Raw genomic sequence first — 24,512 nt, forward strand, 5'->3', positions numbered from 1 at the left:
CTCCGCAACCGGTGCGAATGCGCAGTAGGGGTGCGGATTTCGGTGTTGAGGCACGGCTTGCCACGGGTGCTGGTCTCGGGGAGGCCTGCGATCTCGGTATGTGGGATCAGAAGGGTTGGTTTCGTGCTGAGGGGGCACTGGTGGCGGGGCTACTCGGATGATGCCGCCACCAGTGCCCCGTGATCAACCGACCAACTCCAGAAGAGGTGTGGATCTATGGAGGGGGATTGCCTGGGGTGGGGGATTGGGGCGGGCGAGGTGGGGGTGGGCGTGGAATGCTGGCTTGGTGACCTTGTTCGAGGTGTGGGCGCCGCGGCCGGAGCGCGTACGGGTGGAGGTGGATGGCGCGATTCATCCGATGGAGCGGGCGCGGGGCGGGTGGTGGCGGGCGGAGGTGACGGCCGCGACGGGGGCGCGGTACGGGTTCTTGCTCGACGATGATTCGACGGTGTTGCCGGATCCGCGGTCGGCGCGGCAACCCGACGGAGTGCATGAACGGTCGGCGCTGCACCGCCTCGATCCCTCGGTGTGGACCGATGGCGACTGGACCGGGCGGCCGTTGGCGGGTGCGGTGTTCTACGAGATGCACGTCGGCACCTTCACCGCGGCAGGCACGTTCGACGCCGCCATCGAACGCCTCGACCATCTGGTCGATCTCGGCATCACCGTGGTCGAGTTGATGCCGGTGAACGCGTTCGACGGCACCCACAACTGGGGTTACGACGGCGTGCTCTGGTATGCGGTGCACGAACCGTACGGCGGGCCCGACGGCTTGCAGCGCTTCGTCGACGCCTGCCACGCGCGCAACCTCGCGGTCGCTCTCGACGTTGTCTACAACCATCTCGGACCCTCCGGCAACTATCTGCCCCGGTTCGCGCCGTATCTCACCGATGGTCGCAACACCTGGGGGCAGAGCCTCAACCTGGACGGTCCCGGCTCGGACGAGGTGCGCAAGCACATCATCGCCAACGCGCTGCGCTGGCTGCGCGACTTCCACATCGACGCACTGCGGCTCGACGCGGTGCACGCCCTGGTCGACCGCACCGCCACTCATGTGCTCGCCGAGCTCGCCGTCGAAACCGAACGCCTGGCCCCGCACGTCCGCCGCCCACTCACGCTGATCGCCGAAAGCGACCTCAACGACCCGACTTTGATCACGCCGCGCGCCGCAGGCGGTTACGGGCTGACCGGGCAGTGGAACGACGACCTGCACCACGCGATCCACACCGCCGTCTCCGGCGAACGTCAGGGCTACTACGCCGATTTCGGTTCGCTGCGGTGCTTGGCGAGTACGTTGAAGCACGGATTCTTTCACGCCGCAACGTTTTCCAGCTTCCGCGGCCGCATCCACGGTCGCCCGATCGATGAGAGCCTGATCCCTGCGAGCGCGCTGCTCGCCTACACCTGCAACCACGATCAGATCGGCAACCGCGCCGTCGGTGACCGCCCGAGTGCCTATCTCACCGACGGTCAGCTGGCGATCAAAGCCGCACTGGTGCTGTGCTCGCCGTACACGCCGATGCTGTTCATGGGGGAGGAATGGGGCGCGCGCACCCCGTTCTTGTTCTTCACCTCGCACACCGATCCGGTGGTCGCCGCCGCCACCGCGAGCGGTCGTAAAGCCGAGTTCGCGGAACATGGTTGGCACACCGACGAGGTGCCCGACCCGCAGGATCCCGCGACTTTTCTTCGCTCGAAACTGGATTGGGCCGAACCGGAGTCGGCCAGGCACGCTCAGCTATTGAACTGCTATCGCAAACTGATCGCCTTGCGCCGGATCAGGCCGGAGCTCACCCATCCCTGGCTCACCCATGTGTCGGTCGACTACGACGAGCACGCCCGCTGGATCGTGTTGCGCCGCGGCGCGCTGCTGCTGGTGTGCAATCTGTCCGAAGATCAGGTGACGGTGCCGGTCACCGGCGTTTCGCTGCTGTCGTGGGAGCCGCCGACTTTGGGCCCGAAGGCGACAACGATTCCCGCACACTCGTTCGCGATCCTCTCGGTCGAATAACCGGTGTGGTGAGGTAGCGCCGCATTCGGGTAACGGATTCCGCACACCATCAGCGACGTCCAGGCAGCGGGGGTCGAATCCGGTTGCGGCGACATCACAATGCGTCACTGTCCGAGACAGATGCATTGCCCGGGGTGACCCTCGCCATTACCGTAGAAAGATGAGCAATGACGCTTCCGGGGACTTAGCGCCGATCCCCGCCGGGATGGCAGGCCACGCCACCGCCGAATTCGCCCCACTGGTACGCGCTTTCGCCAGGACCTTCGGACATCGGAAGGGCGCGGGCGGCGCGCTGACGGTGCATCTGCACGGGGAACCACTGCTCGACATCTGGACCGGATCCACCGGAAGCACCCCGTGGACGCACGACACCGGGTCGATCATCTTCTCCGCGACCAAGGGTGTCACGGCCACCGTCATCCACCGGCTCGCCGACCGCGGCCTGCTCGACTATGCCGCCCCGATCGCCGAATACTGGCCCGAGTTCGGCGCGAACGGTAAGGACAAGATCACGGTGCGCCAGGCGATGACGCACAGCGCAGGCCTGTCCGCGCTGGCGCCGATCGCCACCGGCATGGACGACGTGCTCGACCATCAGCTGATGGAGCAGCGGCTCGCCGAGGCCAAACCTGATCGTCTGCTCGGTGTTCCGGCCTATCACGCGCTCACCTATGGCTGGCTGATGGCGGGCCTGGCCCGCGCGATCACCGGCCGTGGCATGGCGGAGCTGTTCCGCACCGAGGTGGCCGACCCGCTCGGTATCGACGGCATCCACCTCGGCAGCCCGCCTGCGCAGGCGGCGACGAGCTACGCGCCGCTGGCCGGGACGCAACTCACGGCGCTCGGAAATCCCGTCAGCGCAATGGTATTGGGCCGAAGCCACTTGATTCCCGGCGCGCTCGGCGCCGCGACCCGCTGCCTGTTCCTGCCAGGACTGGAAGGTCTCCTGGCGGGCGAGGAACCGCCGATCCTGCGGACCGAGCTCGGCGCGGGCAACGGGGTCTGCACCGCGCCCGCACTCGCCACCATGTACGGCGCGCTCGCCAATGACGGTATGGCGGCAGGACATCAGTACCTCAGCAGGCGAACCATCAAGGCGATCAGGCGAATTCAGACGTACCGGTTGGATTCCGCGCTGTTCTACGCGCCTATGATGTGGCGCCTCGGCTACCACTCGCTGCCGATGCCGGGTGCGCGCGCCGGGTTCGGCCACATCGGTCTCGGCGGGTCCTTCGGCTGGGCCGAACCGCGACTGGGCCTTTCGGTCGGGTTCGTGCACAACCGCCTCTCCGCGGGCCAGCTGAGCTACGACCAGTCCGCAGCATTCTGGCTGCTGCCGATGCTGATGAACTGCCTGCGCGCCACCCGGCGCGTCCCCGTTCAGGAGACCCGCGAGGTGGCGGCCTAGCGGCATTCGCGTCAGGCCCGGAGGCGGTAGCGCGGCGTCACTACGGAGGGGCCGCGAACGACGCCGATGGGGCGCAGCGGTGTTCGCGTCAGGCCCGGAGGCGGTAGCGCGGCGTCACTACGGAGGGATCGCGAACGACGCCGATGGGGCGCAGCGGTGTTCGCGTCAGGCCCGGAGGCGGTAGCGCAGCGTTACCGCGGAGGGGCCGCGAACGACGCCGATCGGCACAGCTCAGGTCAAATAGCGGTAGGCGGGTGAGCCTGGCTCCAGCCGTTCGCACTGGATCGGCGACTCGTCCATCCGTTCCAGCAAGGGGCCCAACCCATCCGGGGCGCCGAGCTCGATACCGACCAGCGCCGAGCCGGTTTCGCGGTTGTTGCGCTTGACGTACTCGAACATGGTGATGTCGTCGTCGGGCCCGAGCACCTCGTCGAGGAAGCGGCGCAGCGCGCCGGGCTCCTGCGGAAAGTCCACCAGGAAATAGTGTTTCAGGCCGCGGTGCACCAGCGAGCGCTCGATGATCTCGCCGTAGCGGGAGACGTCGTTGTTGCCGCCGGAAACCAGGCACACCACCGTCGATCCGGGCTCGACCGCGATCTCGTCGAGTGCGGTGACCGCCAACGCGCCCGCTGGCTCGGCGATGATGCCTTCGTTCTGGTACAGGTCGAGCATGGTCGTGCAGATCGCGCCCTCGTCGACCTGCATCATCCGGAACGACCCTGCGCCGCTGGGGGATTGGGTGGTGGTCAGCAGCGGCAGCGAAGCGTGCGAGACCACCCGGCCGCCGAACCCGGCGACCGCGGCGAACGGCACCGCGCCGATGCGCCGCACCGCGGCGCCGTCGACGAACGGGTCGATCTCCGGCAGCGTCACCGGACCGCCCGCGACCAGCGCCGCGGCCATCGAGGCCGCGCCCGCAGGTTCCACCCCGAGCAGCGAGGTGCCTGGGGACCGATCCCGCAGGTAGGTGCCGACGCCGGCGAGGCAGCCGCCGCCGCCGACCGGAACGATCACCAGGTCGGGCGAGGTGCCGAGTTGCTCCAGGATTTCCGGCGCGATGGTGCCCTGCCCGGCCGCGGTCCGCGCGTCGTCGAACGGCGGCACCATGGTCGCGCCGGTGCGCTGGACATCGGCCGCGGCGGCCGCGGCGGCGGCATCGTAGGTTTCTCCGACCGCGATCAGTTCGACGAATTCCCCGCCGTGCACCCTGATCCGGTCGCACTTCTGCTTCGGCGTGGTGGTCGGCACGTAGATGCGGCCTTTGATGCCCATCGCATGGCAGGCGAATGCCACGCCCTGCGCGTGATTCCCGGCGCTGGCCGCGACGACACCGGCGGCGCGTTCACTGGCGGTCAGCTGCATCACCAGGTTGTATGCGCCGCGCAGCTTGTAGGAGCGCACCGCGGACAGGTCCTCACGCTTGAGATAAACGTTGGCGCCGGTCTGCCGGGAAAGCCGCTCACTGCGCTGCAGCGGAGTCGGCTCGATAATGTCGGCAATGCGCTTGGTGGCAGCGTCGATCTCGTCCGCGCTCAGCGCGGGACGAGAAGCGGACAGTGCGTCGATGACATCAAGCGGATTGGACACCCGAAATATGCTGCCACCCGCCGCATCGGGTGGATGCGGCGGGTGGTAGTGCTGGGATGAATTGCCGTGCCGTCGCGCTGGCGAATTGCTGCGGCGCGCGCGTCGAAATGCGACAGCGCTCGCACTGTTTCACTGCGGAACTGCGGGCCGCTTTTACCGCGGCGTGAGCACGAAGATCGGAATCACCCGGTCGGTCTTCTTGGTGTATTCGTTGTAGTCGGGCCAGACCGCGGCGGCCCGGTCCCACCACAGCTGGCGCTCTTCGCCGACGACCTCGCGGGCGGTGTAGTCCTTGTTCACCTCGCCGTCGCGCAGCTCGACGTGCGGCTCGGCCTTGATGTTGTAGTACCAGACGGGGTGCTTCGGTGCGCCGCCCAGCGAGGCGACCACCGCGTATTCGCCGTTGTGCTCGACCCGCATGAGGGGGGTCTTGCGCAACTTGCCCGTCTTGGCACCTTTGGTGGTGAGCAGGATGACTGGCTTGCCCTGCAAGATGGTGCCCTCGGTACCGCCGGAATTCTCATACGCCTCGGCCTGCTCGCGGGCCCAGCCGGACGTGCTCGGTGCGTACTCTCCTGTCAATGGCATATTCCCGCTAACGCCGACGCGGGGTGCTGTGTTCCCGGCAACACAAAGTTCGGTGGACCGAACTTCCCTGTGCGTCTATCCTCAGTAGATGGCAGTTGTTCACCCTTCGGTCCGCTCCGCGACGGTTGAGATCGCGGGCAGCGCGTGGCCCGTCTACAAGCTCGAGGCGCTCGCCGCCGGGCTGGTGACCTGCCTGATTCTTGCCATGATCACCGGCTCGCCGCAGCTCGCGGTGCTGGTCGCCGCCGCGGTCGGCGTCGGCCGCTGGCTCGTCGGCGTCGCAGCCACCCGGCGTGCGGCCAACCGACAGTAGGCCCGCATCCGACAGGGATGTCGACAAAGGCCCTAGGTCGCGTCGAGCGACAGTAGGCCCGCATCCGACCGGGGCGTCGACAGAGGCCCTAGGTCGCGTCGACCGGCAGTAGGCCTGCATCCGACCGGGAGGTCGACGAAGGCCCTAGGTCGCGTCGGGCGACAGTAGGCCTGCATCCGACCGGGAGGTCGACGAAGGCCCTAGGTCGCGTCGGGCGACAGTAGGTCCGCATCCGACCGGGGCACCGACAGAGGCCTAGGACGCGTCGAGTGGCAACTCCGCGAGTTCACCCCGCGACACCACCCCCAGCTTCGGATACGCCTTGTACAGGTGATGACCGACCGTGCGCGGGCTGAGGAACAACTGCGCCGCGATATCGCGATTGGACATGCCCTGGGCGGCCAGCCGCACGATGTGCAGCTCCTGCGGTGTGAGCCGGGCCAGCGCACCCTGCGCGGGCGTGGCCGCGCCACTCGTGCGCAAGCCGAGCGCGCCGAGTTCGGTGCGGGAACGCTGAGCCCACGGTTCGGCGTTGAGCCGCTCGAAGGTCTCCAGCGCAGACTGCAGATAGGTCCGCGCGTCAGCCTTGCGGCGCGTCCTGCGCAACCATTCTCCGTACAGCAGCTGAGTTCTGGCTTGTTCGAACGGCCTGCCGCCAAGCCGAAGCGCCGCGAGATAGTGCGGTTCGGCGTCGGCGTCCGCCGCGGTCAGCGCGCGGCATCGGGACAGCAGCGCCGCGATCCAATCCTGCCCGGCGCTCGCCGACCACGCGGCCAGCCGGTCGAGTGCATCACCCGCCCGGTCCGGGGCACCGAGCCGGACTGCCGCCTCGATCAGTTCGGGCAGCGCCCGCAGGCCGGCCACATGATGCCGCGCGGGCTCAACGGTGAGCACGTCCAGCCGGGTGAGTGCACCTTCGATCTTGCCGACGCCCAGTTCCAGCAGGCCGAGCGCGAGTTGGGTCCACGGTGCGCCGGGCGCCGCGCTGCCGCCGAGTTCCTCGGCGAGCGCGCGGTCGACCAGGTCCCTGCAGTCCTGCGCCCGTCCTTCCAGCGCGGCCAGATATGCGAGATAGGCGGACAGTTGGCTGATCCACTGGCCGTGCCCAAGGTCGGTGGCGATCTGCAAACCCTCGGTCGCGGCCACCCTGCCCTCGCCGGGCCTGCCGAGGAACGCCTCGGCCTCGGCACGGAAGAACAGCAGCGTCGGCAGCAGGGCGATCCTGCCCTGTTCTCTGCCTTCGGCGATGAGCTCGCCCGCCAGCTCGGCGGCCTGGTCGTCTTGGCCGACGACCAGGCCCATCCCGCACATCTGCACGAGGTCGCGCGGACTGTCCGCGCCTGCGGCTCTGGCCGCGGCGGCGGCCGTCCGCAGGTCGACGGTGCGCGTGCCCGTCATTGCGGCGATCACATAGCGCGTGATGGGCGCCATCGGTTCGGTGTCGGGCAGCGCGAGTGTGGTCAGGAAATCGCCGGCCTCCGCCAGCTCCGCCGACCCGAGATACCAGGCCGTGTGCAGCGCTTGAATGAGAATGCGCGCGGCCCGCAGCGGATCGGACTCGCGCACCGCCGCGGCAGCGCCGAGCAGCAGGCGATGGGCCGAAAGCGGCTTGCCCGCACCGAATTCCGCGATACCACGAACCTGGTCGAGGCGGGCGAGCACCTGCTGGTCGGTGGTCTGCGCGGCGGCGCGGTCGGCTAATCGTCCCGCGAGTTCGGGGAGCCCGGTTTCGCCTGCGGTCTCGGCGGCGAGCACCAGCCTGCGCGCCCGGTCGACCGTGGTGGTGCTCAGCCCGGCGGCACGTTCGTAGGCGGCGACGGCGGCGTGATAGCCGCTGCGCTGCCTGGCCCGGTCGGCGGTGTGTTCCAGTGCGGCAGCGGTGTTTTCGTCCGGGCCGGTGGCCGCGGCGGCCAGGTGCCAGGCCCGCAGGTCCGCGTCCTCGGGTGCGGTGAGCGCGGTGGCGAGGGCGTGGTGCACCGCGAGGCGCTGGGTGAGTGGCGCGCCCTGATAGATCGCCGAACGCAGCAGTGGATGACGAAAGCTGAGCGTCCGGCCGTCGCTGTGCACGAGTCCGGCGTCCTCGGCGGGCTGCAGATCGGGCAGGTTCGCGTCGAGGGCAGCGCCTGCGCGCAGCACCGTGGCGAGATCGGCGGTACTCGCGGCGGCGGCGACGAGCAACAGCAGCCTGGTGCGCGCGGGCAGCCTGCTCGCCTGCCCGTGGAAGGCGACTTGGAGTCGCTGGGTCAACGGCAGCGGATTCGGCCCTGCGCCAGGCGATTCCGCCGCGAGCACGGCGGGCAGTTCCCGCAACGCCAGCGGATTGCCACCCGCCTCGCTGAGCAGCCGGTACCGCAGCGCAGGGGACAGGTCGGGGTCGCGGCTGTCCACCAGCGCGGCCGCGGCCGCCTGTGGCAGGCCCGTCAGTGTCAGTTCGGGCAGGCCGGGCGCGGGAAAGTCGTCCGCGCCGGTGCGGGTCGCGAAGATCATCACCACGCCCTCGGCATCGAGCCGTCGCGCCGCGAACAGCAACGTCTCCGCGGTGGCCCGGTCCAGCCAGTGCGCGTCGTCGATGACACAGAGCAGCGGACCGTCCGCCGACTCCTCGGCGAGCAGCGACAACACCGCGAGGCCGATCAACATCCGATCGCCAGGATCCTGCGCGCCGAGCCCGAAGGCGCCGCGCAACGCGGCCCGCTGCCGTTCGGGCAGCGTGTCCACCAGCGCCATGCCCGGCCGCACCAGCAGGTGCAGCGCCGCGAACGGCAACTCCGCCTCCGACTCGATCCCCGCACTGCGTACGGTCGGAATTCCTTGCGCAGCGGCATAATCCAGCAGCGCCGTCTTCCCGATCCCCGGTTCGCCCCGCACGACCAGCGCGCCACTGTGTCCGTCGCGTGCCGCCGCAAGCAGCTGGTCGATCCGCTGTTGTTCGGCTTCGCGTCCGTGGAGCATGTCCACACCGTAGCCGTCGACCCGATAGGCGATCGGACGGTCGTCCTCAGCGAGGTTCGGGACACGAGCTGCCGGTCGCGGGCGTGATCTCTTCGCGATCAACGCCGTGTCGTGCGCCACTGACATAGCGATCGGCTACTACAGTCTCGGCTATGGCGTCGATGAACGTGAAGAGTGCTGCGCGGGCACTGGCCGGTACAGCCGTGGCCTGCGCGACTGTTGCTGCCCTCACGCCGTCGGTGGACGCCGAAATCCTAAGCATGCCGGGGCACGAGCGGACCTTCACCGCGCCCGGTGAAGCCGCGATGAAGTTCACCGTCGGCAGCAGGGACGAGACGATCAACCGGATCCCGCCGCTGAACTTCATGGGCACCACTCGTGAAGCGCTGGTGAGCACGGTCGCCTACGGACGGCTCAACGGTGCGACGGGTGGCAAGCTGCGGATGGGCTACCACGTCGGCTGTGCGGTGACAATCGGCGCGGGCACCATGGGTATGTCGCCTGACATCATCATCGCGCAGAATCCCGCCTTCAATCCGAACCCGCTCGCCACCCTGAACCTCTCCCCGGGCGAGGTCGGCGAGATCGCGCTCGCGGAGAAGGAGATGATTCCGGGCAAGCTGATCCAGGTGAGCGTCCGGGACTTCCACATCAAGGTGAACTCCTGCACCGGCCCGGTCATGATCCGGCAGTACGCCTACGTCGACGCGAAGTCGCCGGAGGTCGATGACTCCGGCGCCGTGTTCGGTGACCCCACGTGGCTCTGACGGGTAGTTCGGACCGGCATCCCGCGCCGAAAACTGTTGAAACAGACGTTTTTCATTAACGTCGCGTAGCCGCTGCTCGATGATTCGAGTAGTCGAGTACGCGGGTTTCATCAGGATTCCGGCGGGAGGATTGGGTCCATGAAACGCCTGGTCGTGTGTTGTGACGGCACCTGGAAAGCAGAGTCGAGCACAACGGTTTCGAACATCATCAAGATCGCGCAGACGATCCGGTTCGACGCGCCCGGTCCCACGGGGGAGAAGATCCAGCAGTGGGTCACCTACGTCTCAGGGCCCGGCGCGCGCGGTTTCCTCACCGACCGCGTGTTGGGCGGTGCCTTCGGCCTCGGCCTCGAGGCGAACCTGTCGTCGGCGTACTGGCACCTGGCCCTGAACTGGGAGCCGGGCGACGAGATCTACATCTTCGGCTTCAGCCGCGGCGCGTTCACCGCGCGCAGCCTGGCGGGCCTGATCGACCGCATCGGGCTGCTGACACCCGAGGCGATGATCAGCGGCAAGTACCCGGAGGCACTGCGGATCCATCATGAGGTGCCGCCCGCCGACGGCTCGATTCCGCAGGCGTGGAAGGACTTTCGTAAGAAGAACTGCCACGAGCAGGCGCCGAAGATCGATTTTCTCGGCGTCTTCGACACCGTCGGTGCGCTCGGCGTGCCAGGCCTGACCTCGCTGCGGTACAAGTTCCACGACGTGAAACTCGCCCCGAGCGTGTTCTGCGCCAGGCAGGCGCTGGCCATCGACGAGCGGCGGCGCAATTTCGAGCCGTGCCTCTGGGAGGTGCCGATCGAACCGAACGTGAAGTACCGCAGGGGATTCCAGCGGGTGAAGCAGGTCTGGTTCGAGGGCGTGCACAGCGATATCGGCGGTGGGTACCAGGAATGCGGGCTCTCCGACATCACCCTGCGCTGGATGGTGCGCGAGGCCGAGTCCGTCGGGCTCGCCTTCGACCGTGAGCGGCTCGAGCACCTGTCCGAGCGTTGCCGCGCGGCGGGTCCGGATCACATGCGGCCACATCCCTCGCTCGGCCTGGGCTACCGCATCCTGAATGTCATTCGCACGCTGCGTCATCCGCGCAGCACCCGGTTCTACCTGGACTCCTGGCGGCAACTGGCCAACGGCCACGAGCAGGGGATCCGGCTGGCCACGCTGGTCAACGAGAATGCGGACTACGACCCGCCCAACCTGCGCCGCTGGCGCACGCGGCTGGGCGGCATGTTCCCCGAGGAGCTGCTGGAGAAGGTCAGCCCGGTCTCAGCGCACCAGTAGGGCGACGGGCAGCCTGGCGAAGAGCTTCTCCAGTCGCGCCCGGCCCTGGAAGGTGTGGCCGGTGAGCCGGTCGGTCCAGTTGCCCTGCGGCAGATCCAACGTGGTGTCTGCCCAGCCGGTTTCGGCGAGGTCGACGCTGTGCCTGGTGGCCGCGACGATCACCTCGGGGGCCTCGCCGACGCGGCCTCTGGCATAGGACACCAACCTGCTCGCCTGCTCGCCGGTGGCGAACAGCGGCAGGTAGGTGCCGCCGACGAAGCAGTCGGGGCGTTCCCGGCGCAGCCACAGGGCGTAGGCGACGATCCACATCTTCGCCGCACCGGTGGTGTCCAGTGCCGGTGTGCCGGTGAGTGATTGCAGCATGCCGGCGCGGACCGCGAAGTCGACCGGACGGCGGTTGTCGGGATCGACGAGGGTGTCCTCCCACAGCTCGCAGCCCTGGTAGATGTCTGGGATGCCGGGCCCGCACAGCTGGAGCAGCTTCTGCGACAACGCATCCGACCACGCGTGCGGCGCGAGCTCGTGCACCAGGTCGCCGAGTTCGGAGCCGACCGGGCCGTCGATCACCGTGTCGATCCAGGCGTGCACCGCGGACTCGAAGTCGGCATCCGGCTCCTCCCACGAGGATTTGCGGTCGGCTTCGCGAATCGCCTTCTCGGCGAAGCTGTGCAGCCGCTCGCGCAGGCCGGGCACCGAGGCGGCGGGCCTGCCGTCCGCAGGCCAGACGCCGAACATGTTCTGTAACAAGAACAGTGTGGTCGCGGCGTCGGGTCCCGGCGCGGTCTCCGTCCATGACTCCACATTGCGCGCCCACGTGTCGGCGGCCTGGGAGAGCACGCCGATGCGGGCCCGCACGTCCTCGCCCCGCTTGGTGTCGTGGGTGGACAGCGTCGTCATGGTGGCGGGCCAGCGCTGCGCGCGCTCGCTGTTGGACAGGTGGAACTCGTTGAGCGAGTGGCCGAATCGGGCCGGGTTGCCGCCCACCTCCTGCAGCGAGACCAGCCGTGCGGCCTGATAGAACATGGTGTCCTCCACCGCCTTCGCGGTGACCGCGCCGCAGACCTGGCTGAACCGCGCGGCGGCCTCGCCGTCGGAGGCGAGCGCGGCGACCAGCACCGCGAGCGGCGCGGTGAGCTCGCTGTTGCGCTTCTCCACCTCGGCGATGACCGCGCCGATCATGCCTGCCAGCGGCGCGTAGTCGGCCCGATACACCGGCATGAACGCGAGCACCTCGATGGTGGCGTTGGTCAGCGCCATGGTGTCGAAACTCGCCGCGTTCGCGTCCCGCTTGATCGCCGCGACCAGCCGCCGCATCTCCGGCGCCAGCAGGTTTTCCGCGACAGCCCGCTTGATCCGGTGCTCGGTCTCGCCGATCCAGGAGCGGTCGCTGCCGTGCCCGGCGATGCGCCGCGACAGCTCGGTCAGCGCCTGCTCGCCGTCCGGATCGATGAGCACGTTGCCGTAGTCGGCCAGCGCGTCGTAGCCGGTGGTCCCGTCGACCGGCAAGGTCGAGTCGAGCGGCTCGCGGTTGGCCAGGATCTTCTCGACGAGCAGCAGCCGGTGCGGGCCGATCAGCCTGCGCACCTTCGCCAGATACGCGGCGGGATAGGACAATCCGTCCGGATGGTCGATCCGCACGCCGTCGATGAGGTCGTGCTCGCACCAGGCGGCGAGCTCGCGATGAGTGGCGTCGAAGACCTCCTGGTCCTCCTGCCGGATCGCGGCGAGGCTACTGACCGCGAAGAATCGACGGTAGGTGCAGACGCCCGCTTTCCAGCTCACCAGGCGATAGTGCTGCTTGTCGTGGATGCGCAGCGCGTTGTCGCCGTCGGTGCCCGGCGCGATCGGAAAGCGCAGATCATGCAGTGCCAGTGTCGGTTCCGGGCCGGACCGGTCGACGGTGAGTGCGGCCGGGTCGTTCTCGCTCTGCAGCACCGGCAGCGCCAGGCGCCCGCCCGCGCCGTTGGCCGGACTCCAGTCGATGTCGAAGTAATGCGCGAAGCTGGATTCGCGGCCGTTGCGCAGCACGTCCCACCACCACGGGTTCTGCCGCGGATCGGCGACGCCGACGTGATTGGGCACCAGGTCGACCAGCAGACCCATGCCCCGGCTGCGCACCTCGTCGGCCAGCGCCTTGAGCCCGAGCGGGCCGCCGAGTGCCGCCGACACGGTGGTGGGATCGGTGACGTCGTAGCCGTGCGTCGACCCGTGCGTCGCGGTCAGGATCGGCGACAGGTACAGGTGCGAGATGCCGAGCTGCTGCAGGTATTCCGCGATCGCACGGGCATCGTCGAAGGTCAACGCGTCGGGACGCAGTTGAAGCCGGTAGGTGCTGCGGACCGTGGTCTGCCTGGCCGGCGTGCGGCGCATCGACAGCGGGTCGGTCACAGCTCCACCTCGCTGGCGCTCGGTTCCGCTGCGACCGATGGTGCTGTGTTGATTGGTTCCCTCGCTGCGCTCGGTAACATGCGTCTTGGCGGATTCCGGTGTCGGCATGGGCGTTCGGGTCATGCGACGTTACGGAGGACGAGCAGGCAACGGGATTCGACGGGCACCGTCGCCGCGGCGGGGTAGCTTGCCTCGGTCAGGCCGGTCGGTGTCGAGCAGTCCAGTGCCACAGTCCATTCCAGGCCGTAGTCGGTGTCGGGCAAGGTGAAGTCCATTGCCTCGTCATGGGCATTGAAGCACAGCAGGAACGAGTCGTCGGTGACCCGCTCACCGCGCGGGTCGGGTTCGTGGATGCCCTTGCCGTTGAGGAACACGGTGAGTGACTTGCCGAATCCGCTGTCCCAGTCCGCGGTGGTCATCTCCGCACCCTCCGGGGTGAGCCAGGCGATGTCGCGGGCGCGGTCCTTGGAGCGCACCGGCCTGCCGTCGAGGAAGCGGCGGCGACGGAAGATGGGGTGCTCGGTGCGCAACGCGATCACGTTGCGGGTGAATTCGAGCAGGTCCGAATTCGTGTGCATCAGCGACCAATCCATCCAGGCCAGCGGGGAGTCCTGGCAGTACACATTGTTGTTGCCGTGCTGGGTGCGGCCCATCTCGTCGCCGTGCGCGAGCATCGGCACGCCCTGGCTGAGCACCAGGGTGGCCAGCAGGTTGCGGCTCTGCCGCGCGCGGAGCGCGAGGATGTGCGGGTCGTCGGTCGGGCCTTCGACGCCGCAGTTCCACGACCGGTTCCAGCTCTCGCCGTCCCGGTTGTCCTCGCCATTGGCCTCGTTGTGTTTCTCGTTGTAGGACACCAGGTCCCGCAGCGTGAAGCCGTCGTGCGCGGTGACGAAGTTGATGCTGGCGCTCGGCCTGCGGCCGGTGGCCTCGTACAGGTCCGAGGAGCCGGTGAGCCGAGAAGCGAACTCGCCGAGCGTCGCAGGCTCGCCGCGCCAGTAATCGCGCACGGTGTCACGGTATTTGCCGTTCCACTCGGTCCACAGGCCGGGGAAGTTGCCGACCTGGTAGCCGCCCTCGCCGACGTCCCACGGTTCGGCGATCAGCTTCACCTGGCTGACCACCGGATCCTGTTGCACCAGATCGAAGAACGTGGACAGCCGGTCGACGTCGTGCAGTTCGCGGGCCAGCGTGGCGGCCAGGTCGAAGCGGAAGCCGTCGACGTGCATGTCCAGGATCCAGTAGCGCAGCGAGTCCATGATCAGTTGCAGCGTGTGCGGATGCCGCACGTTCAGGCTGTTGCCGGTGCCGGTGTAATCCATGTAGCGCGAAGGGTCGTCGTCGACGAGGCGGTAGTAGGCGGCGTTGTCGATGCCGCGGAAGCCGATGGTCGGTCCGTGGTGGTTGCCTTCGGCGGTGTGGTTGTAGACCACGTCGAGGATCACCTCGATGTCCTCGGCGTGCAGTGCACGGACCATCGCCTTGAACTCGGTCACCGCGCTGTCGGCGCGTTTGATCGCGGCGTATTCGTTGTGCGGGGCGAGGTAGCCGAAACTGTTGTAGCCCCAGTAGTTTCGCAGTCCTTGATCGAGCAGCACGCGGTCCTGCAGGAACTGGTGCACCGGCATCAGCTCGATCGCGGTGACGCCCAAGCCTTTCAGATGCTCGATGATCGCCGGGTGCGCGATGGCGGAGTAGGTGCCGCGCAACTCTTCCGGGATATCGGGGTGGGTGGCGGTCATGCCCTTGACGTGCGCCTCGTAGATCACCGTCTCGTGATAAGGCCGGTTCGGCGCGCGATCGGTGCCCCAGTCGAAGTACGGATTGATCACCACGCAGGTCATGGTGTGGCCGAGCGAATCGAGGCCGTACGTGTACAGCGACGGGTCGTCGTCGAACGCGCCGTCGAAGGCCTTGCCGTACGGATCGAGCAGGAGTTTGCTCGAATCACAACGCAATCCGCTCTCCGGGTCGTAGGCGCCGTGCACCCGGAACCCGTAGCGCTGGCCAGGCCCGACCGCGGGCAGGTAGGCATGCCACACGTAGCCGTCGACCTCGTCGAGCACGACCCTGGATTCGGTGCCGTCCCTGGCGATCAGGCACAGCTCGACGGCGTCGGCAACTTCTGAGAACACGGAGAAATTGGTGCCTGCGCCGTCATAGGTCGCGCCGAGCGGGTAGGCGGTGCCGGGCCACACACCGAGTGGTGTCGCGTCACCGGACGCTGTGTCGGGCTGAGCCATAGCAACGACATTAGCGGCAGCGGCCTATCACTCGGCGTGGGTGGTGGAGATCGGGCGGGTCACCGAGGAACCGGCGGTGCAGGCGCCCACCGTCGCCGGTAGCCGAGCAGGGTGGCCAGGCGAGCCAGGCCGCCGAGGACGAGGTGTTGTGCCCAGCGTGGCACGCCGCCGAGATAGCCGTCCTGGTAATCCCACAGCAATGCCAGCGCGAGTGGATTGCGGGGCAGGCGCGAGCGGGTGGTCTTGCCTGCGACGTCGAGCTTGTGCCAGAGCTGGAACATCTCCCAGTGCCGCAGCGGCGGCCGAATCTCGTGGTCGAACAGGGTATTCGGCGCCTCGGTCCAGAATTCGTGCACGGCGCCGGCCGGCGCGGTCATGGTGTCGCCAGGGTTGGCGATGGTCTCGACTCCGTCGATCTTGAACCGCGCGCGGCCCTGGCGAATGGTGAACCACTCGGTGAGTTCGGGGTGCCAGTGCGGTCCAGCCTGGCGTTCGGCCTTCGGCAGCGTGTGACACAGCCGCAGGTACGGTCCTCGCTCGTCCGTGCCCCTGGCAACGAGCGTGACCTGGTGCCCGTTGCGGAAGGTGAGCGTTGTTTCGTCTTCCATGACTCAAGATATAAAGGTAACCTTCGTAATATGTCAACGGTCGACTCGGACGCCACCCTGCTTAAGCTGTTGTTCCAGGCCACCGCCGCCTATGAGCGCATGCTGGACCGGGAGTTGCGGGCGCGCCTCGACGATCAGCTCCGCCCCGCGCACTACGCCGTCTTCCGCCACCTGGACCCGGCCGGTTCGCGGATCTCGGCACTGGCGGAGTCGGCGTATATGACCCAGCAGTCGATGGGGGAGTTGGTGACTCATCTGGAACGCTGCGGACTGGTCGAACGGCAGGTCGACCCCGCCGATCGGCGAGCGCGACTGGTGCTGCTGACCGAAGCAGGCCGAGCCGCGCTCGGCACTGCGGCCGCACAGATTCGGCGCATCGAAGGCACGCTCGCCGAGGCGCTCGGCGCCGATGGCCTCGCGGACCTCCGCCGCGCGCTGGTCACGGTTCGCGCGGAACTCGCCGACGAACCCGTTGGGGCACAAGCCAAGTCAGTCGGCAGGGCCGAGTGAGCGGCGCCAGGTCTGACCGACCAGGTCCGCGCCCCAGCTGTGGTGCGGCTTCTCCTCGACGAGTTCGAATCCGGCGCGCTGATAGATGCGCCGGGCCGAGCTGAGGACATCGTTGGTCCACAGCACCATCTCCCGGTATCCGGCGGCGGTCGCGAAGCGCAGGCACTCCTCGACCAGTGCGGATCCGACACCGAGGCCGCGGGCGGTCGGCTCGACCAGCAGCAGGCGCAGCCGGGCGGTGGTCTCGTTCTCGGCGACGCAGAAGATGCTGCCCACCGGTTGGCCGCCGGATTCGGCGATCCAGGCGCGCTCGCGCTGCTCGTCGTGCGCGTTCAGATAGTCGGCGACGATCCGGACGATCAACTCCTCATACGTTCCGTCCCAACCGTATTCGTCGCGGTAGAGCCGGGCGTGCCGCTCGATGACCCAGCCGTAGTCGCCCGGTTTCGGCGCCCGGACGACGAGCGCGGGCGCGGCGGCCGCGGCGGCCGGATGGTCGAGGATCTGCTCGATGGTGCGCATCGCGGCGACCAGGCGGGCCCGTGACGCCGCTGGTTTGGCGTTGAGCAGGTAGCCGATCTCGTCGCTGGAGCGTTGGTCGAGCACGGCGAAGATCTCCTTGCCGCGTGCGGTCAGCCGGACCTCTTGGCGGCGGCCGTCGCTGTCGGAACGGTTGCGCTGGACCAGGTTCGCCTTCTCGAAGCGGGCCAGGATCCGGCTCAGGTAGCCGGCGTCGAGGTCGAGTGCCTGGCGCAGTGTGACCACCTCGGTGATCCCGGAGTTGGCCAGCTCGAACAGGATTCGCACCTCGGTCAGCGAATATTCGCTGCCGAGTAGTCCTTCGCGGAGCACACCGATGATGCGGGTGTAGCGGCGGTTGAACTCCCGAACGGCGGCGATATCGGCGGCAGCGGCGACGGTCACGACGGCTCTCTTTCTCGATGGCCCGGCAATCGTTGACTAAGTCAAAGAATACGGCGTGTGATCGCATCGCGTCCGGAAATTCGCACGGACGCCTTTCCGTCGCGGGCCCGACTGGTAACTTGAACGCCGTTCAAGCTGTGCTGCGCGACCGCGAGGATTCCTGTGACACTGACTCCTGACGAGATCACCGCCCTCGATGCCAAGCATGTCTGGCATCCCTACGGTGGGTTCCCCGCGACCACCGAACCGCTGGTCGTCACCGAGGCCTCGGGCGTCCGGCTGACGCTGGGCGACGGGCGCACGGTGCTCGACGGCATGAGCTCGTGGTGGGCGGCCATCCACGGCTACCGGCACCCCGTGCTCGATGCCGCGCTGGTGGCGCAGTCGCAGCGGATGAGCCACGTGATGTTCGGCGGGCTCACCCACGAACCGGCGGCCCGGCTGGCCGAGTTGCTGGTCGAGCTGACGCCGGGCGGGCTGGACAAGGTGTTCCTGTGCGATTCGGGGTCGGTGTCGGTCGAGGTCGCGGTGAAGATGTGCCTGCAGTACTGGCGGGCGCTGGATCGGCCGCAGAAGCGGCGGCTGCTCACCTGGCGCGGCGGCTACCACGGGGATACCTTCACGCCGATGAGCGTGTGCGATCCGACCGGCGGCATGCATTCGCTGTGGACCGATGTGCTGGTGGATCAGGTATTCGCGCCGATGCCGCCGAGCGATTATCGGCCCGAGTACGTCGCGGAGCTCGAACGGGCCATCAGCACCAACGCGGAGGACCTCGCGGCGGTCATCGTGGAACCGGTCGTCCAAGGGGCGGGCGGAATGCGCTGGCACGATCCGCGCTATCTCGCCGACCTGCGCAGGCTGTGCGACGCGAACGACGTGCTACTCGTCTTCGATGAGATCGCGACCGGATTCGGCCGCACCGGAACGCTTTTCGCGGCCGATCAGGCCGGCGTTCGCCCGGACGTGATGTGCGTCGGCAAGGCATTGACCGGCGGCTACCTGGCGCTGGCCGCCGCACTGTGCACCGCGCAGATCGCCGAGACGATCAGTGCGGGCCACGGCGGGCTGATGCATGGGCCGACCTTCATGGGCAACCCGCTGGCCTGTGCTGTCGCGGTGGCTTCCGTCGAGCTACTGCAGGCGGGCGATTGGCGTGCGGAGGTGGCGCGGATCGAGGCCGAGCTCGAGGCCGGACTTGCCCCGCTGCGAGGGCTGCCCGGCGTCGTCGAGGCGCGGGTGCTCGGCGCGATCGGCGTCGTCGAGCTGGACCGGCCGGTGGACATGCGCAGCGCCACCGATGCGGCGGTGGCGGCGGGTGTCTGGCTGCGGCCGTTCCGGAATCTCGTGTACGCCATGCCGCCGTTCATCAGCAGCTCCGCGGAGATCGCGACGATCGCGGCGGGGATCCGCGCGGCCGTGCTCGCGCAGTCTGCCTAGCGCGCGCTATGCACCTTGAACGGTGTTCAAGTATGCTGCGGAGCTGTGACTACCGATCCGTTGAGTTGGTTGGATGAGCGCGCGTCGGCGCGGGTGGCCGCTGGGCTGCGCCGCGAACTGCGGCCGAGGGCGGCGCAGTCGCCGTCGATCGATCTGGCCTCCAACGACTACCTCGGGCTGGTTCGCCACCCCGAGGTGATCGACGGTGCGGTCGAGGCGATTCGGCGCTGGGGTGCCGGGTCGACCGGTTCGCGCCTCGTCACCGGAACCACGGCCGAGCACGAGCTGCTGGAGCGCGAGCTCGCCGAATTCGTCGGCGCCGAGGCGGGATTGGTCTTCGCCAGCGGCTATGCGGCGAACCTCGGCGCGGTCACCGCGCTGGCCGGGCGCGGCGCGCTGGTGGTGTCCGACGCGGGCAGTCACGCCTCACTTGTCGACGCGTGCAGGCTGTCTCGCGCGCGGGTCGAGGTCGCCGCGCACGGCGATGTCGACGCGGTCGACCGAATCCTGGCCGCGCGCACCGAGGAACGGGCATTGGTGCTCACCGACTCGGTGTTCAGCGCCGACGGTGATCTCGCGCCGCTGATCGCGCTGCACCGGGTCACCAGGGCGCGCGGAGCGGTGCTCGTCGTCGATGAAGCGCACGGGCTCGGTGTGCGTGGCGACGGCGGGCGTGGGTTGGTGCACGAGCTCGGGCTCGCGGGCGAGCCGGATCTGGTGATCACTGCGACGCTGTCGAAATCCCTTGCCGCGCAGGGCGGTGTCGTCCTCGCCAGCGAGCGCGTGCGCGCCCACCTGATCGACGCCGCACGCACCTTCATCTTCGACACCGGCCTAGCGCCCGCGGCCGTCGGTGCCGCCCGCGCCGCGCTCGGGGTGCTGCGGCGGGAACCCGAACTGGCGAGCCGAGTGCTGGACCGCGCCGCGGACATCGCGCGCATTGCCGCAGTGGACAAGCCGGATTCGGCGGTTGTTTCGGTCGTCCTCGGCAAGGCGCAGGTTGCGTTCGAGGCGGCCCAGGCCTGTCGGACCCGCGGCCTCGATGTCGGGTGCTTCCGTCCGCCCTCGGTGCCGGAGGGCACGTCGCGACTCCGGCTCACCGCGAGGGCGAACCTGACCTCTGCTGAACTGGACACCATCGCAACGGTTCTCGGTGAGGTGCTGGCCGAGGCGCGGAGCGCGGCCGACACGGAGTCGGTGACCGTGCCGGTGTGAGAGGTAACCCGCGGGCGCTGCCGATTACTTGCCCGCGGCGAAGGATCAAGAGTCGAACTGAGTGAGGTGTGGGTATGAGTGTTCTGCTGATTACCGGGACGTCAACGGAAGTCGGCAAGACCATCGTCACGGCCGCGATTGCGGCAGCGGCGTTGGCCGAAGGCAAAACGGTCGCGGTGTGCAAGCCGGGCCAAACCGGTGTCCGCCCTGGTGAACCCGGCGATATCGCGGCCATCGAGCAGCTCAGCGGCGTTACCCGGACGTTGGAGGTGGCGCGTTACCCGGACCCACTTGCGCCCGATACCGCCGCGCGGCGTGCAGGCCTGCCGGAGTTGACGTTGGCCGAAACGGTTGCCGCCATCGACACGCTCGCCGACGTGGACCTCACCTTGGTCGAGGGCGCGGGCGGATTGCTGGTCCGGCTCGGAGATTTCACCCTGCTCGATCTTGCCGAGAAGCTCGACGCTCCGGTGGTCGTGGTGACCGCGGCCGGGCTCGGCACCCTCAACCACACCGAATTGACCACCCGCGCACTGCATTCGGCGGGCGTGCGGTGCTCGGGGCTGGTCATCGGCTCCTGGCCGGTCGAGCCCGATCTCGCCGCCGCGTGCAACCGCGTCGACCTGCCGCGCGTCACCGGCGTCGACATCGTCGGTGCGATTCCCGCGGGCGCGGGTTCCTGGACCAGGGAGGGTTTCGCCTCCGCGGCGCCGGGCTGGTTCGAACCGACCTGGTCACCCTTCGCCTGATACCGACCGCTACTTCTCCGAGATGGCGATAGGCCGGCGGCCGATCGATCTATCGTGGCGGCATGGCCACAACTCGACTTCACTGGCACGTGCAGGCACCGAAGGCGACCGTGTATCGCCTGATTCTGGATGCCGACGCGGTCAGGCAGTGGATGGTGCCCACCGGCATGACCAGCGAGGTGCACGAGTTCGACGCCCGTGAGGGCGGCGCGTTCCGCATCTCGCTCACCTACGACAACCCGACCGAGGCAGGCAAGACGACCGCGCAGACCGACACGTTCCACGGTCGGTTCGCGCGGCTCGTCCCGGATGAAGAGGTCGTGCAACTCGTCGAATTCGAGACCGACGACCCGACGGTCACCGGCGAGCAGACGATCACCTACGCGCTCTCCGATGCCGACGGCGGCACCGATATCGCCGCGGCGCACGAGGGTCTGCCCGACGGTGTTTCGGCCGAGGACAACGAGATCGGCTGGCGCATGTCGCTCACCAAGCTCGCTGCCCTCGCGGAGAACCGCGCCGTCGACTGATCGTCAGCGGATGGCGTCGTCGGCCTTCGGCGCAATGCTGGAGGAAGGCACCAGGTGCCAGCTCTCGAGCTGCTTGCGGATCTGCTCGGCGGCGTCGATGTTGAGCGGCCCGCTGGTCCACATCGCGTAGGGCAGGTTGAGGAAGCGGCCTTCGGTGACGGCACGCAGCTGGTTGATGCCCGGCTTCGCGCGCAGCGCCTCGACCTTCTGGGCGAAGGTCTGCGGCGGGTAGTCGACGAACATGATCGCGTCGGGGTCGGCGGCGGCGAGTCGCTCCCAGGACACCCGCGTCCAGGTGTCCGCCACATCCGCCAGCGCGTTGCGGCCGCCCGCGGCATCCAGGATCGCCTGGGGCGCACCGAAACTCCCGCTCGACATGAGCGAATCGGTGGCGCTGTCGAACAGGAAGACGGTGGGGGTGCGCTCGCCGCGCGGCGCGGCGCTCAGCGCGGCAAGTCGTCGATCCAGGTCGGCGGTGAGTTCGGCGGCTCGGTCGGCGCGGCCGGTGATGGCGCCGAGGTTGGTGAGGTCGGTGCGCAACGCGGTCCACGGTTCGACGATGCCGCGCGGCCGTTCGCCGTTGCGCTGACGGCAGCTCTCGGTGAGCGTGTAGGCCGCGATACCGGCCTTGCGCAACGAGTCGGGGGTGAGGTTCTTCGCTTCGTCGTAGCCGTAACTCCAGCCTGCGACCATCACGTCGGGGCCCTGCGCCAGCACCGTTTCCCGCGAGGGGTATTCGGGTGCAACATCTTTCAGCTGATCGACGGCGGGGCCGTAGTGCCTGCGCAACGTGTCCGCGTCCCGCTGCACGCTGGACACCGCGACCACCTGGTCCTGCACGCCCAACGCGAGCGCCATCGAGATCAGGTTCCCGTCGTTCACGAACAGCCGCTTGGCCGGCGTCGGAAACTGCACGTCCTCTTCGCAATTGCGGACCGTGAGATTCCCACCGGCCGCCTTGTCCGCGCCGCATCCGGCCAGTGCCGCCGCGACGACAACCGCCGCAAGCACCCGGGAAACATGCCTCATTCGTTCGCCTTTCCAATTCAACAGACCGCTAGTCATGGGGTCGGCTCTCTCGGGGTGATCAAGAGATGCGGGTGATTGGTCTCCGGGTGCGCGACGCGCAAGGCACGGACGTTGAAGACCGTGTCGACGACATCGGGCGCGAGGGCCGTCTCCGGTGCTGTGAGGGGGTGGGCTGCGCCGTTGTGCAACACCAGGATTCGGTCGCAATAGCGATCGGCCAACGTCAGATCGTGCAGCGCCATGATGACGGTGCGATCAAGCGTGCGAGCCAGGGCGAGCAGTTCCAGGCGATGAGTGATGTCGAGGTGGTTGGTCGGCTCGTCGAGCAGCAGCACCGGGGTGTCCTGCACGAGCGCGCGAGCCAGCAGCACCCGCTGCCGCTCACCGCCGGAAAGATGGTGCACTGGACGCTCGGCGAAACCAGCCAGATCGACAGTGGCCAAGGCCTTCTCGATCTGCTGCTGCTCGCGCGGTGAACCGGCGCCCCACGGCGGCAGGTACGGGGTGAGCCCGAGCGCTACCACCTCACCGGCGCGCAGATCGGCGGGCGGTCGCTCGTCCTGCGCGACCAGCGCCACCGTCCGTGCTCGCTGCCGCGACGACAAATTGTGCAGCACAAGACCATCCACGTGCACCCGGCCGTGCGCCGGTCGGCGTACTCCGGCGAGTACCTGCAGCAGCGTCGTCTTCCCTGTCCCGTTCGGCCCGACGATCCCGATCGTCTCCCCGCCATGCACCGCGAAGCTCACGTCGGCAACCACGGTCCGTCGTCCCGCAGCACACGCGAGCCCCTCGACCACCACCGCTCCGGCAGTCGGCGGCCGCTTCGCTGTGCGCGTTGCGCTCTCGGCGCGGTTCACGATTCACCGAACCGGTAGCGCCGCCTGCCCATCAGGATCAGGAATGCGGGGGCGCCGATGAGACCGGTGAGGACGCCAACGGGGATCTCGGTGGGGCGCACCACGATTCTGGTCGCCGCGTCGGCGATGACGAGGAACAAGGCGCCGCAGAGCGCGCTGGCGGGCAACAGGATGCGGTGGCGCGGGCCGACCAGGAGCCGGGCGGCATGCGGGACGACCAGGCCGACGAAGCCGATGCCGCCCGACACCGCGACGAGCACGCCGACGAGGATCGAGAGCAGCAGGAACAGGCCGATGCGCAGCTGCTTGACCGGAACCCCGAGTGACGCGGCGGTATCGGCGCCGACGGTCAGCGCGTCGAGCCAGCCGCTGGCGCTGAGCAGTGCGACAACGGCGAACGCGACCACGCTCAGCGGCAATGCGATGCGCGTCCAATCGGCGCCAGCGAGGCTGCCGAGCAACCAGAACAGTACCGATTGCGCGGCCGACGGATCAGGGCGACGGAAGATCAGGTAGCTGCTCAACGCGGCGAACGCGGAGCCGAGCACGGTGCCGGTCAGCACCAGCCGCAGCGGTGTCAGCCCACCCTGCGCGACCGCGATCACGAACACCAGCGCCGCGGCGGCCAGCGCACCGACCAGTGCCCCGCCGGACAACGCCCAGACGCCCGCGCCTGCGAACAGCCCGGAGGTGATGACCGCGGCAGCTCCGACGCCTGCCCCGGACGAAACACCGAGCAGGTAGGGGTCGGCGAGCGGATTGCGCACCAGCGTCTGCATGGCGGCGCCCGCCAGCGCCAGCCCCGCGCCGACGATCGCGGCGAGCACTGTGCGCGGCACTCGCAGTTGCCAGACGATGGTGTCCAGCCCGAAATCGGTGGGGGCTTGTCCGGTGACGCGGTGCCGCAAGACCTCGAGAACCGACGAGACCGGCAGCGTCTCGGCGCCGAAACCGGTGGCGAGGATCATCGCGCAGACCAACAGCGCCCCGAGGACGGGGAGGACGATCGCCGTGCGGACACGGGTCATCGGTGGTGCTCCACAGGCAAGTCGCGGCCTCTCCAGAGTGATCGCGGCAGGGGAGGTCTGACTTTCGCCGGGCGGCGATCACAG

Annotated in this window: 20 protein-coding genes; 10 read left to right on the plus strand and 10 right to left on the minus strand. The window is 68.5% G+C overall.

Annotation, left to right across the window (positions count from 1 at the left end; genetic code table 11):
• The first annotated feature begins 286 nt into the window (after window positions 1–286).
• A complete protein-coding gene (treZ, locus tag NA11_RS24785) occupies window positions 287–2,011 on the plus strand; it encodes a malto-oligosyltrehalose trehalohydrolase (RefSeq protein WP_141717810.1) in 1,725 nt (574 codons plus the stop codon).
• Window positions 2,012–2,171: 160 nt separating this feature from the next.
• On the plus strand, window positions 2,172–3,419 hold the full coding sequence (locus tag NA11_RS24790) for a serine hydrolase domain-containing protein (protein WP_069164392.1): 1,248 nt from the start codon (window positions 2,172–2,174) through the stop codon (window positions 3,417–3,419).
• A 231-nt stretch (window positions 3,420–3,650) separates the two neighbouring features.
• Here NA11_RS24790 and ilvA read toward each other — a convergent pair whose 3' ends face one another.
• Window positions 3,651–5,006, minus strand: a complete 1,356-nt coding sequence (gene ilvA / locus NA11_RS24795; protein WP_069164393.1) for a threonine ammonia-lyase IlvA — start codon at window positions 5,004–5,006, stop codon at window positions 3,651–3,653.
• Window positions 5,007–5,159: 153 nt separating this feature from the next.
• The gene (locus tag NA11_RS24800) at window positions 5,160–5,594 is read right to left on the minus strand and encodes a nitroreductase family deazaflavin-dependent oxidoreductase (protein ID WP_069164394.1); all 435 of its coding nucleotides are present in this window, start codon (window positions 5,592–5,594) and stop codon (window positions 5,160–5,162) included.
• Between the two features lie 88 nt (window positions 5,595–5,682).
• Between NA11_RS24800 and NA11_RS24805 the strand changes: the two genes are divergently transcribed.
• A complete protein-coding gene (locus NA11_RS24805; protein WP_069164395.1) occupies window positions 5,683–5,907 on the plus strand; it encodes a hypothetical protein in 225 nt (74 codons plus the stop codon).
• Between the two features lie 255 nt (window positions 5,908–6,162).
• Here the strand turns inward: NA11_RS24805 and NA11_RS24810 are convergent, their stop codons facing one another.
• The gene (locus NA11_RS24810) at window positions 6,163–8,859 is read right to left on the minus strand and encodes a helix-turn-helix transcriptional regulator (protein WP_069164467.1); all 2,697 of its coding nucleotides are present in this window, start codon (window positions 8,857–8,859) and stop codon (window positions 6,163–6,165) included.
• 152 nt (window positions 8,860–9,011) lie between these two features.
• Between NA11_RS24810 and NA11_RS24815 the strand changes: the two genes are divergently transcribed.
• Window positions 9,012–9,626 carry an MspA family porin gene (locus NA11_RS24815; RefSeq protein WP_245746149.1) on the plus strand — a complete coding sequence of 205 codons (615 nt, stop codon included), beginning with the start codon at window positions 9,012–9,014 and terminating at the stop codon, window positions 9,624–9,626.
• Between the two features lie 138 nt (window positions 9,627–9,764).
• On the plus strand, window positions 9,765–10,907 hold the full coding sequence (locus NA11_RS24820) for a T6SS phospholipase effector Tle1-like catalytic domain-containing protein (protein ID WP_069164396.1): 1,143 nt from the start codon (window positions 9,765–9,767) through the stop codon (window positions 10,905–10,907).
• Here NA11_RS24820 and treY read toward each other — a convergent pair.
• From treY to NA11_RS24835, 3 genes are all read right to left on the minus strand, one after another.
• On the minus strand, window positions 10,893–13,277 hold the full coding sequence (treY, locus tag NA11_RS24825; RefSeq protein ID WP_069164469.1) for a malto-oligosyltrehalose synthase: 2,385 nt from the start codon (window positions 13,275–13,277) through the stop codon (window positions 10,893–10,895). The genes NA11_RS24820 and treY overlap by 15 nt on opposite strands.
• A gap of 137 nt (window positions 13,278–13,414) precedes the next feature.
• Window positions 13,415–15,535 (minus strand): glycogen debranching protein GlgX, encoded by a 2,121-nt coding sequence (glgX, locus tag NA11_RS24830; RefSeq protein ID WP_069164397.1) that lies wholly within the window; start codon window positions 15,533–15,535, stop codon window positions 13,415–13,417.
• Window positions 15,536–15,594: 59 nt separating this feature from the next.
• Window positions 15,595–16,143, minus strand: coding sequence for a cupin domain-containing protein (locus NA11_RS24835; protein ID WP_069164398.1), 549 nt, complete (start codon window positions 16,141–16,143; stop codon window positions 15,595–15,597).
• 30 nt (window positions 16,144–16,173) lie between these two features.
• Between NA11_RS24835 and NA11_RS24840 the strand changes: the two genes are divergently transcribed.
• A complete protein-coding gene (locus tag NA11_RS24840; protein ID WP_069164399.1) occupies window positions 16,174–16,653 on the plus strand; it encodes a MarR family winged helix-turn-helix transcriptional regulator in 480 nt (159 codons plus the stop codon).
• Here NA11_RS24840 and NA11_RS24845 read toward each other — a convergent pair.
• On the minus strand, window positions 16,633–17,577 hold the full coding sequence (locus NA11_RS24845) for a bifunctional helix-turn-helix transcriptional regulator/GNAT family N-acetyltransferase (RefSeq protein ID WP_069164400.1): 945 nt from the start codon (window positions 17,575–17,577) through the stop codon (window positions 16,633–16,635). The two genes, NA11_RS24840 and NA11_RS24845, sit on opposite strands and share 21 nt — an antisense overlap.
• Before the next feature lie 162 nt (window positions 17,578–17,739).
• On the opposite strand from NA11_RS24845, the gene NA11_RS24850 reads away from it, so the two are divergent.
• From NA11_RS24850 to NA11_RS24865, 4 genes are all read left to right on the plus strand, one after another.
• Entirely contained in the window at window positions 17,740–19,017 is a 1,278-nt protein-coding gene (locus NA11_RS24850; protein WP_069164401.1) for an adenosylmethionine--8-amino-7-oxononanoate transaminase, read from the plus strand.
• A gap of 45 nt (window positions 19,018–19,062) precedes the next feature.
• Complete coding sequence (locus NA11_RS24855) at window positions 19,063–20,232, plus strand: 8-amino-7-oxononanoate synthase (protein WP_069164402.1); 1,170 nt, start codon at window positions 19,063–19,065, stop codon at window positions 20,230–20,232.
• Between the two features lie 74 nt (window positions 20,233–20,306).
• Window positions 20,307–20,981: a dethiobiotin synthase gene (gene bioD, locus NA11_RS24860; protein WP_069164403.1), complete on the plus strand. Its 675-nt coding sequence runs from the start codon at window positions 20,307–20,309 to the stop codon at window positions 20,979–20,981.
• Window positions 20,982–21,043: 62 nt separating this feature from the next.
• Window positions 21,044–21,511 carry an SRPBCC family protein gene (locus NA11_RS24865; RefSeq protein ID WP_069164404.1) on the plus strand — a complete coding sequence of 156 codons (468 nt, stop codon included), beginning with the start codon at window positions 21,044–21,046 and terminating at the stop codon, window positions 21,509–21,511.
• A gap of 3 nt (window positions 21,512–21,514) precedes the next feature.
• Here NA11_RS24865 and NA11_RS24870 read toward each other — a convergent pair whose 3' ends face one another.
• The 3 genes from NA11_RS24870 to NA11_RS24880 are packed head-to-tail and all read right to left on the minus strand — an operon-like array spanning window position 21,515 to window position 24,428.
• Window positions 21,515–22,540, minus strand: a complete 1,026-nt coding sequence (locus NA11_RS24870) for an ABC transporter substrate-binding protein (RefSeq protein WP_174567725.1) — start codon at window positions 22,538–22,540, stop codon at window positions 21,515–21,517.
• Window positions 22,541–22,572: 32 nt separating this feature from the next.
• Window positions 22,573–23,400, minus strand: coding sequence for an ABC transporter ATP-binding protein (locus tag NA11_RS24875; RefSeq protein WP_245746151.1), 828 nt, complete (start codon window positions 23,398–23,400; stop codon window positions 22,573–22,575).
• A complete protein-coding gene (locus NA11_RS24880) occupies window positions 23,397–24,428 on the minus strand; it encodes a FecCD family ABC transporter permease (protein ID WP_069164406.1) in 1,032 nt (343 codons plus the stop codon). The genes NA11_RS24875 and NA11_RS24880 overlap by 4 nt, the downstream gene beginning before the upstream one ends.
• Between the last annotated feature and the right edge of the window lie 84 nt (window positions 24,429–24,512).

It is taken from the genome of Nocardia altamirensis NBRC 108246, from assembly GCF_001612685.1.
Taxonomy (GTDB): Bacteria; Actinomycetota; Actinomycetes; order Mycobacteriales; family Mycobacteriaceae; genus Nocardia; species Nocardia altamirensis.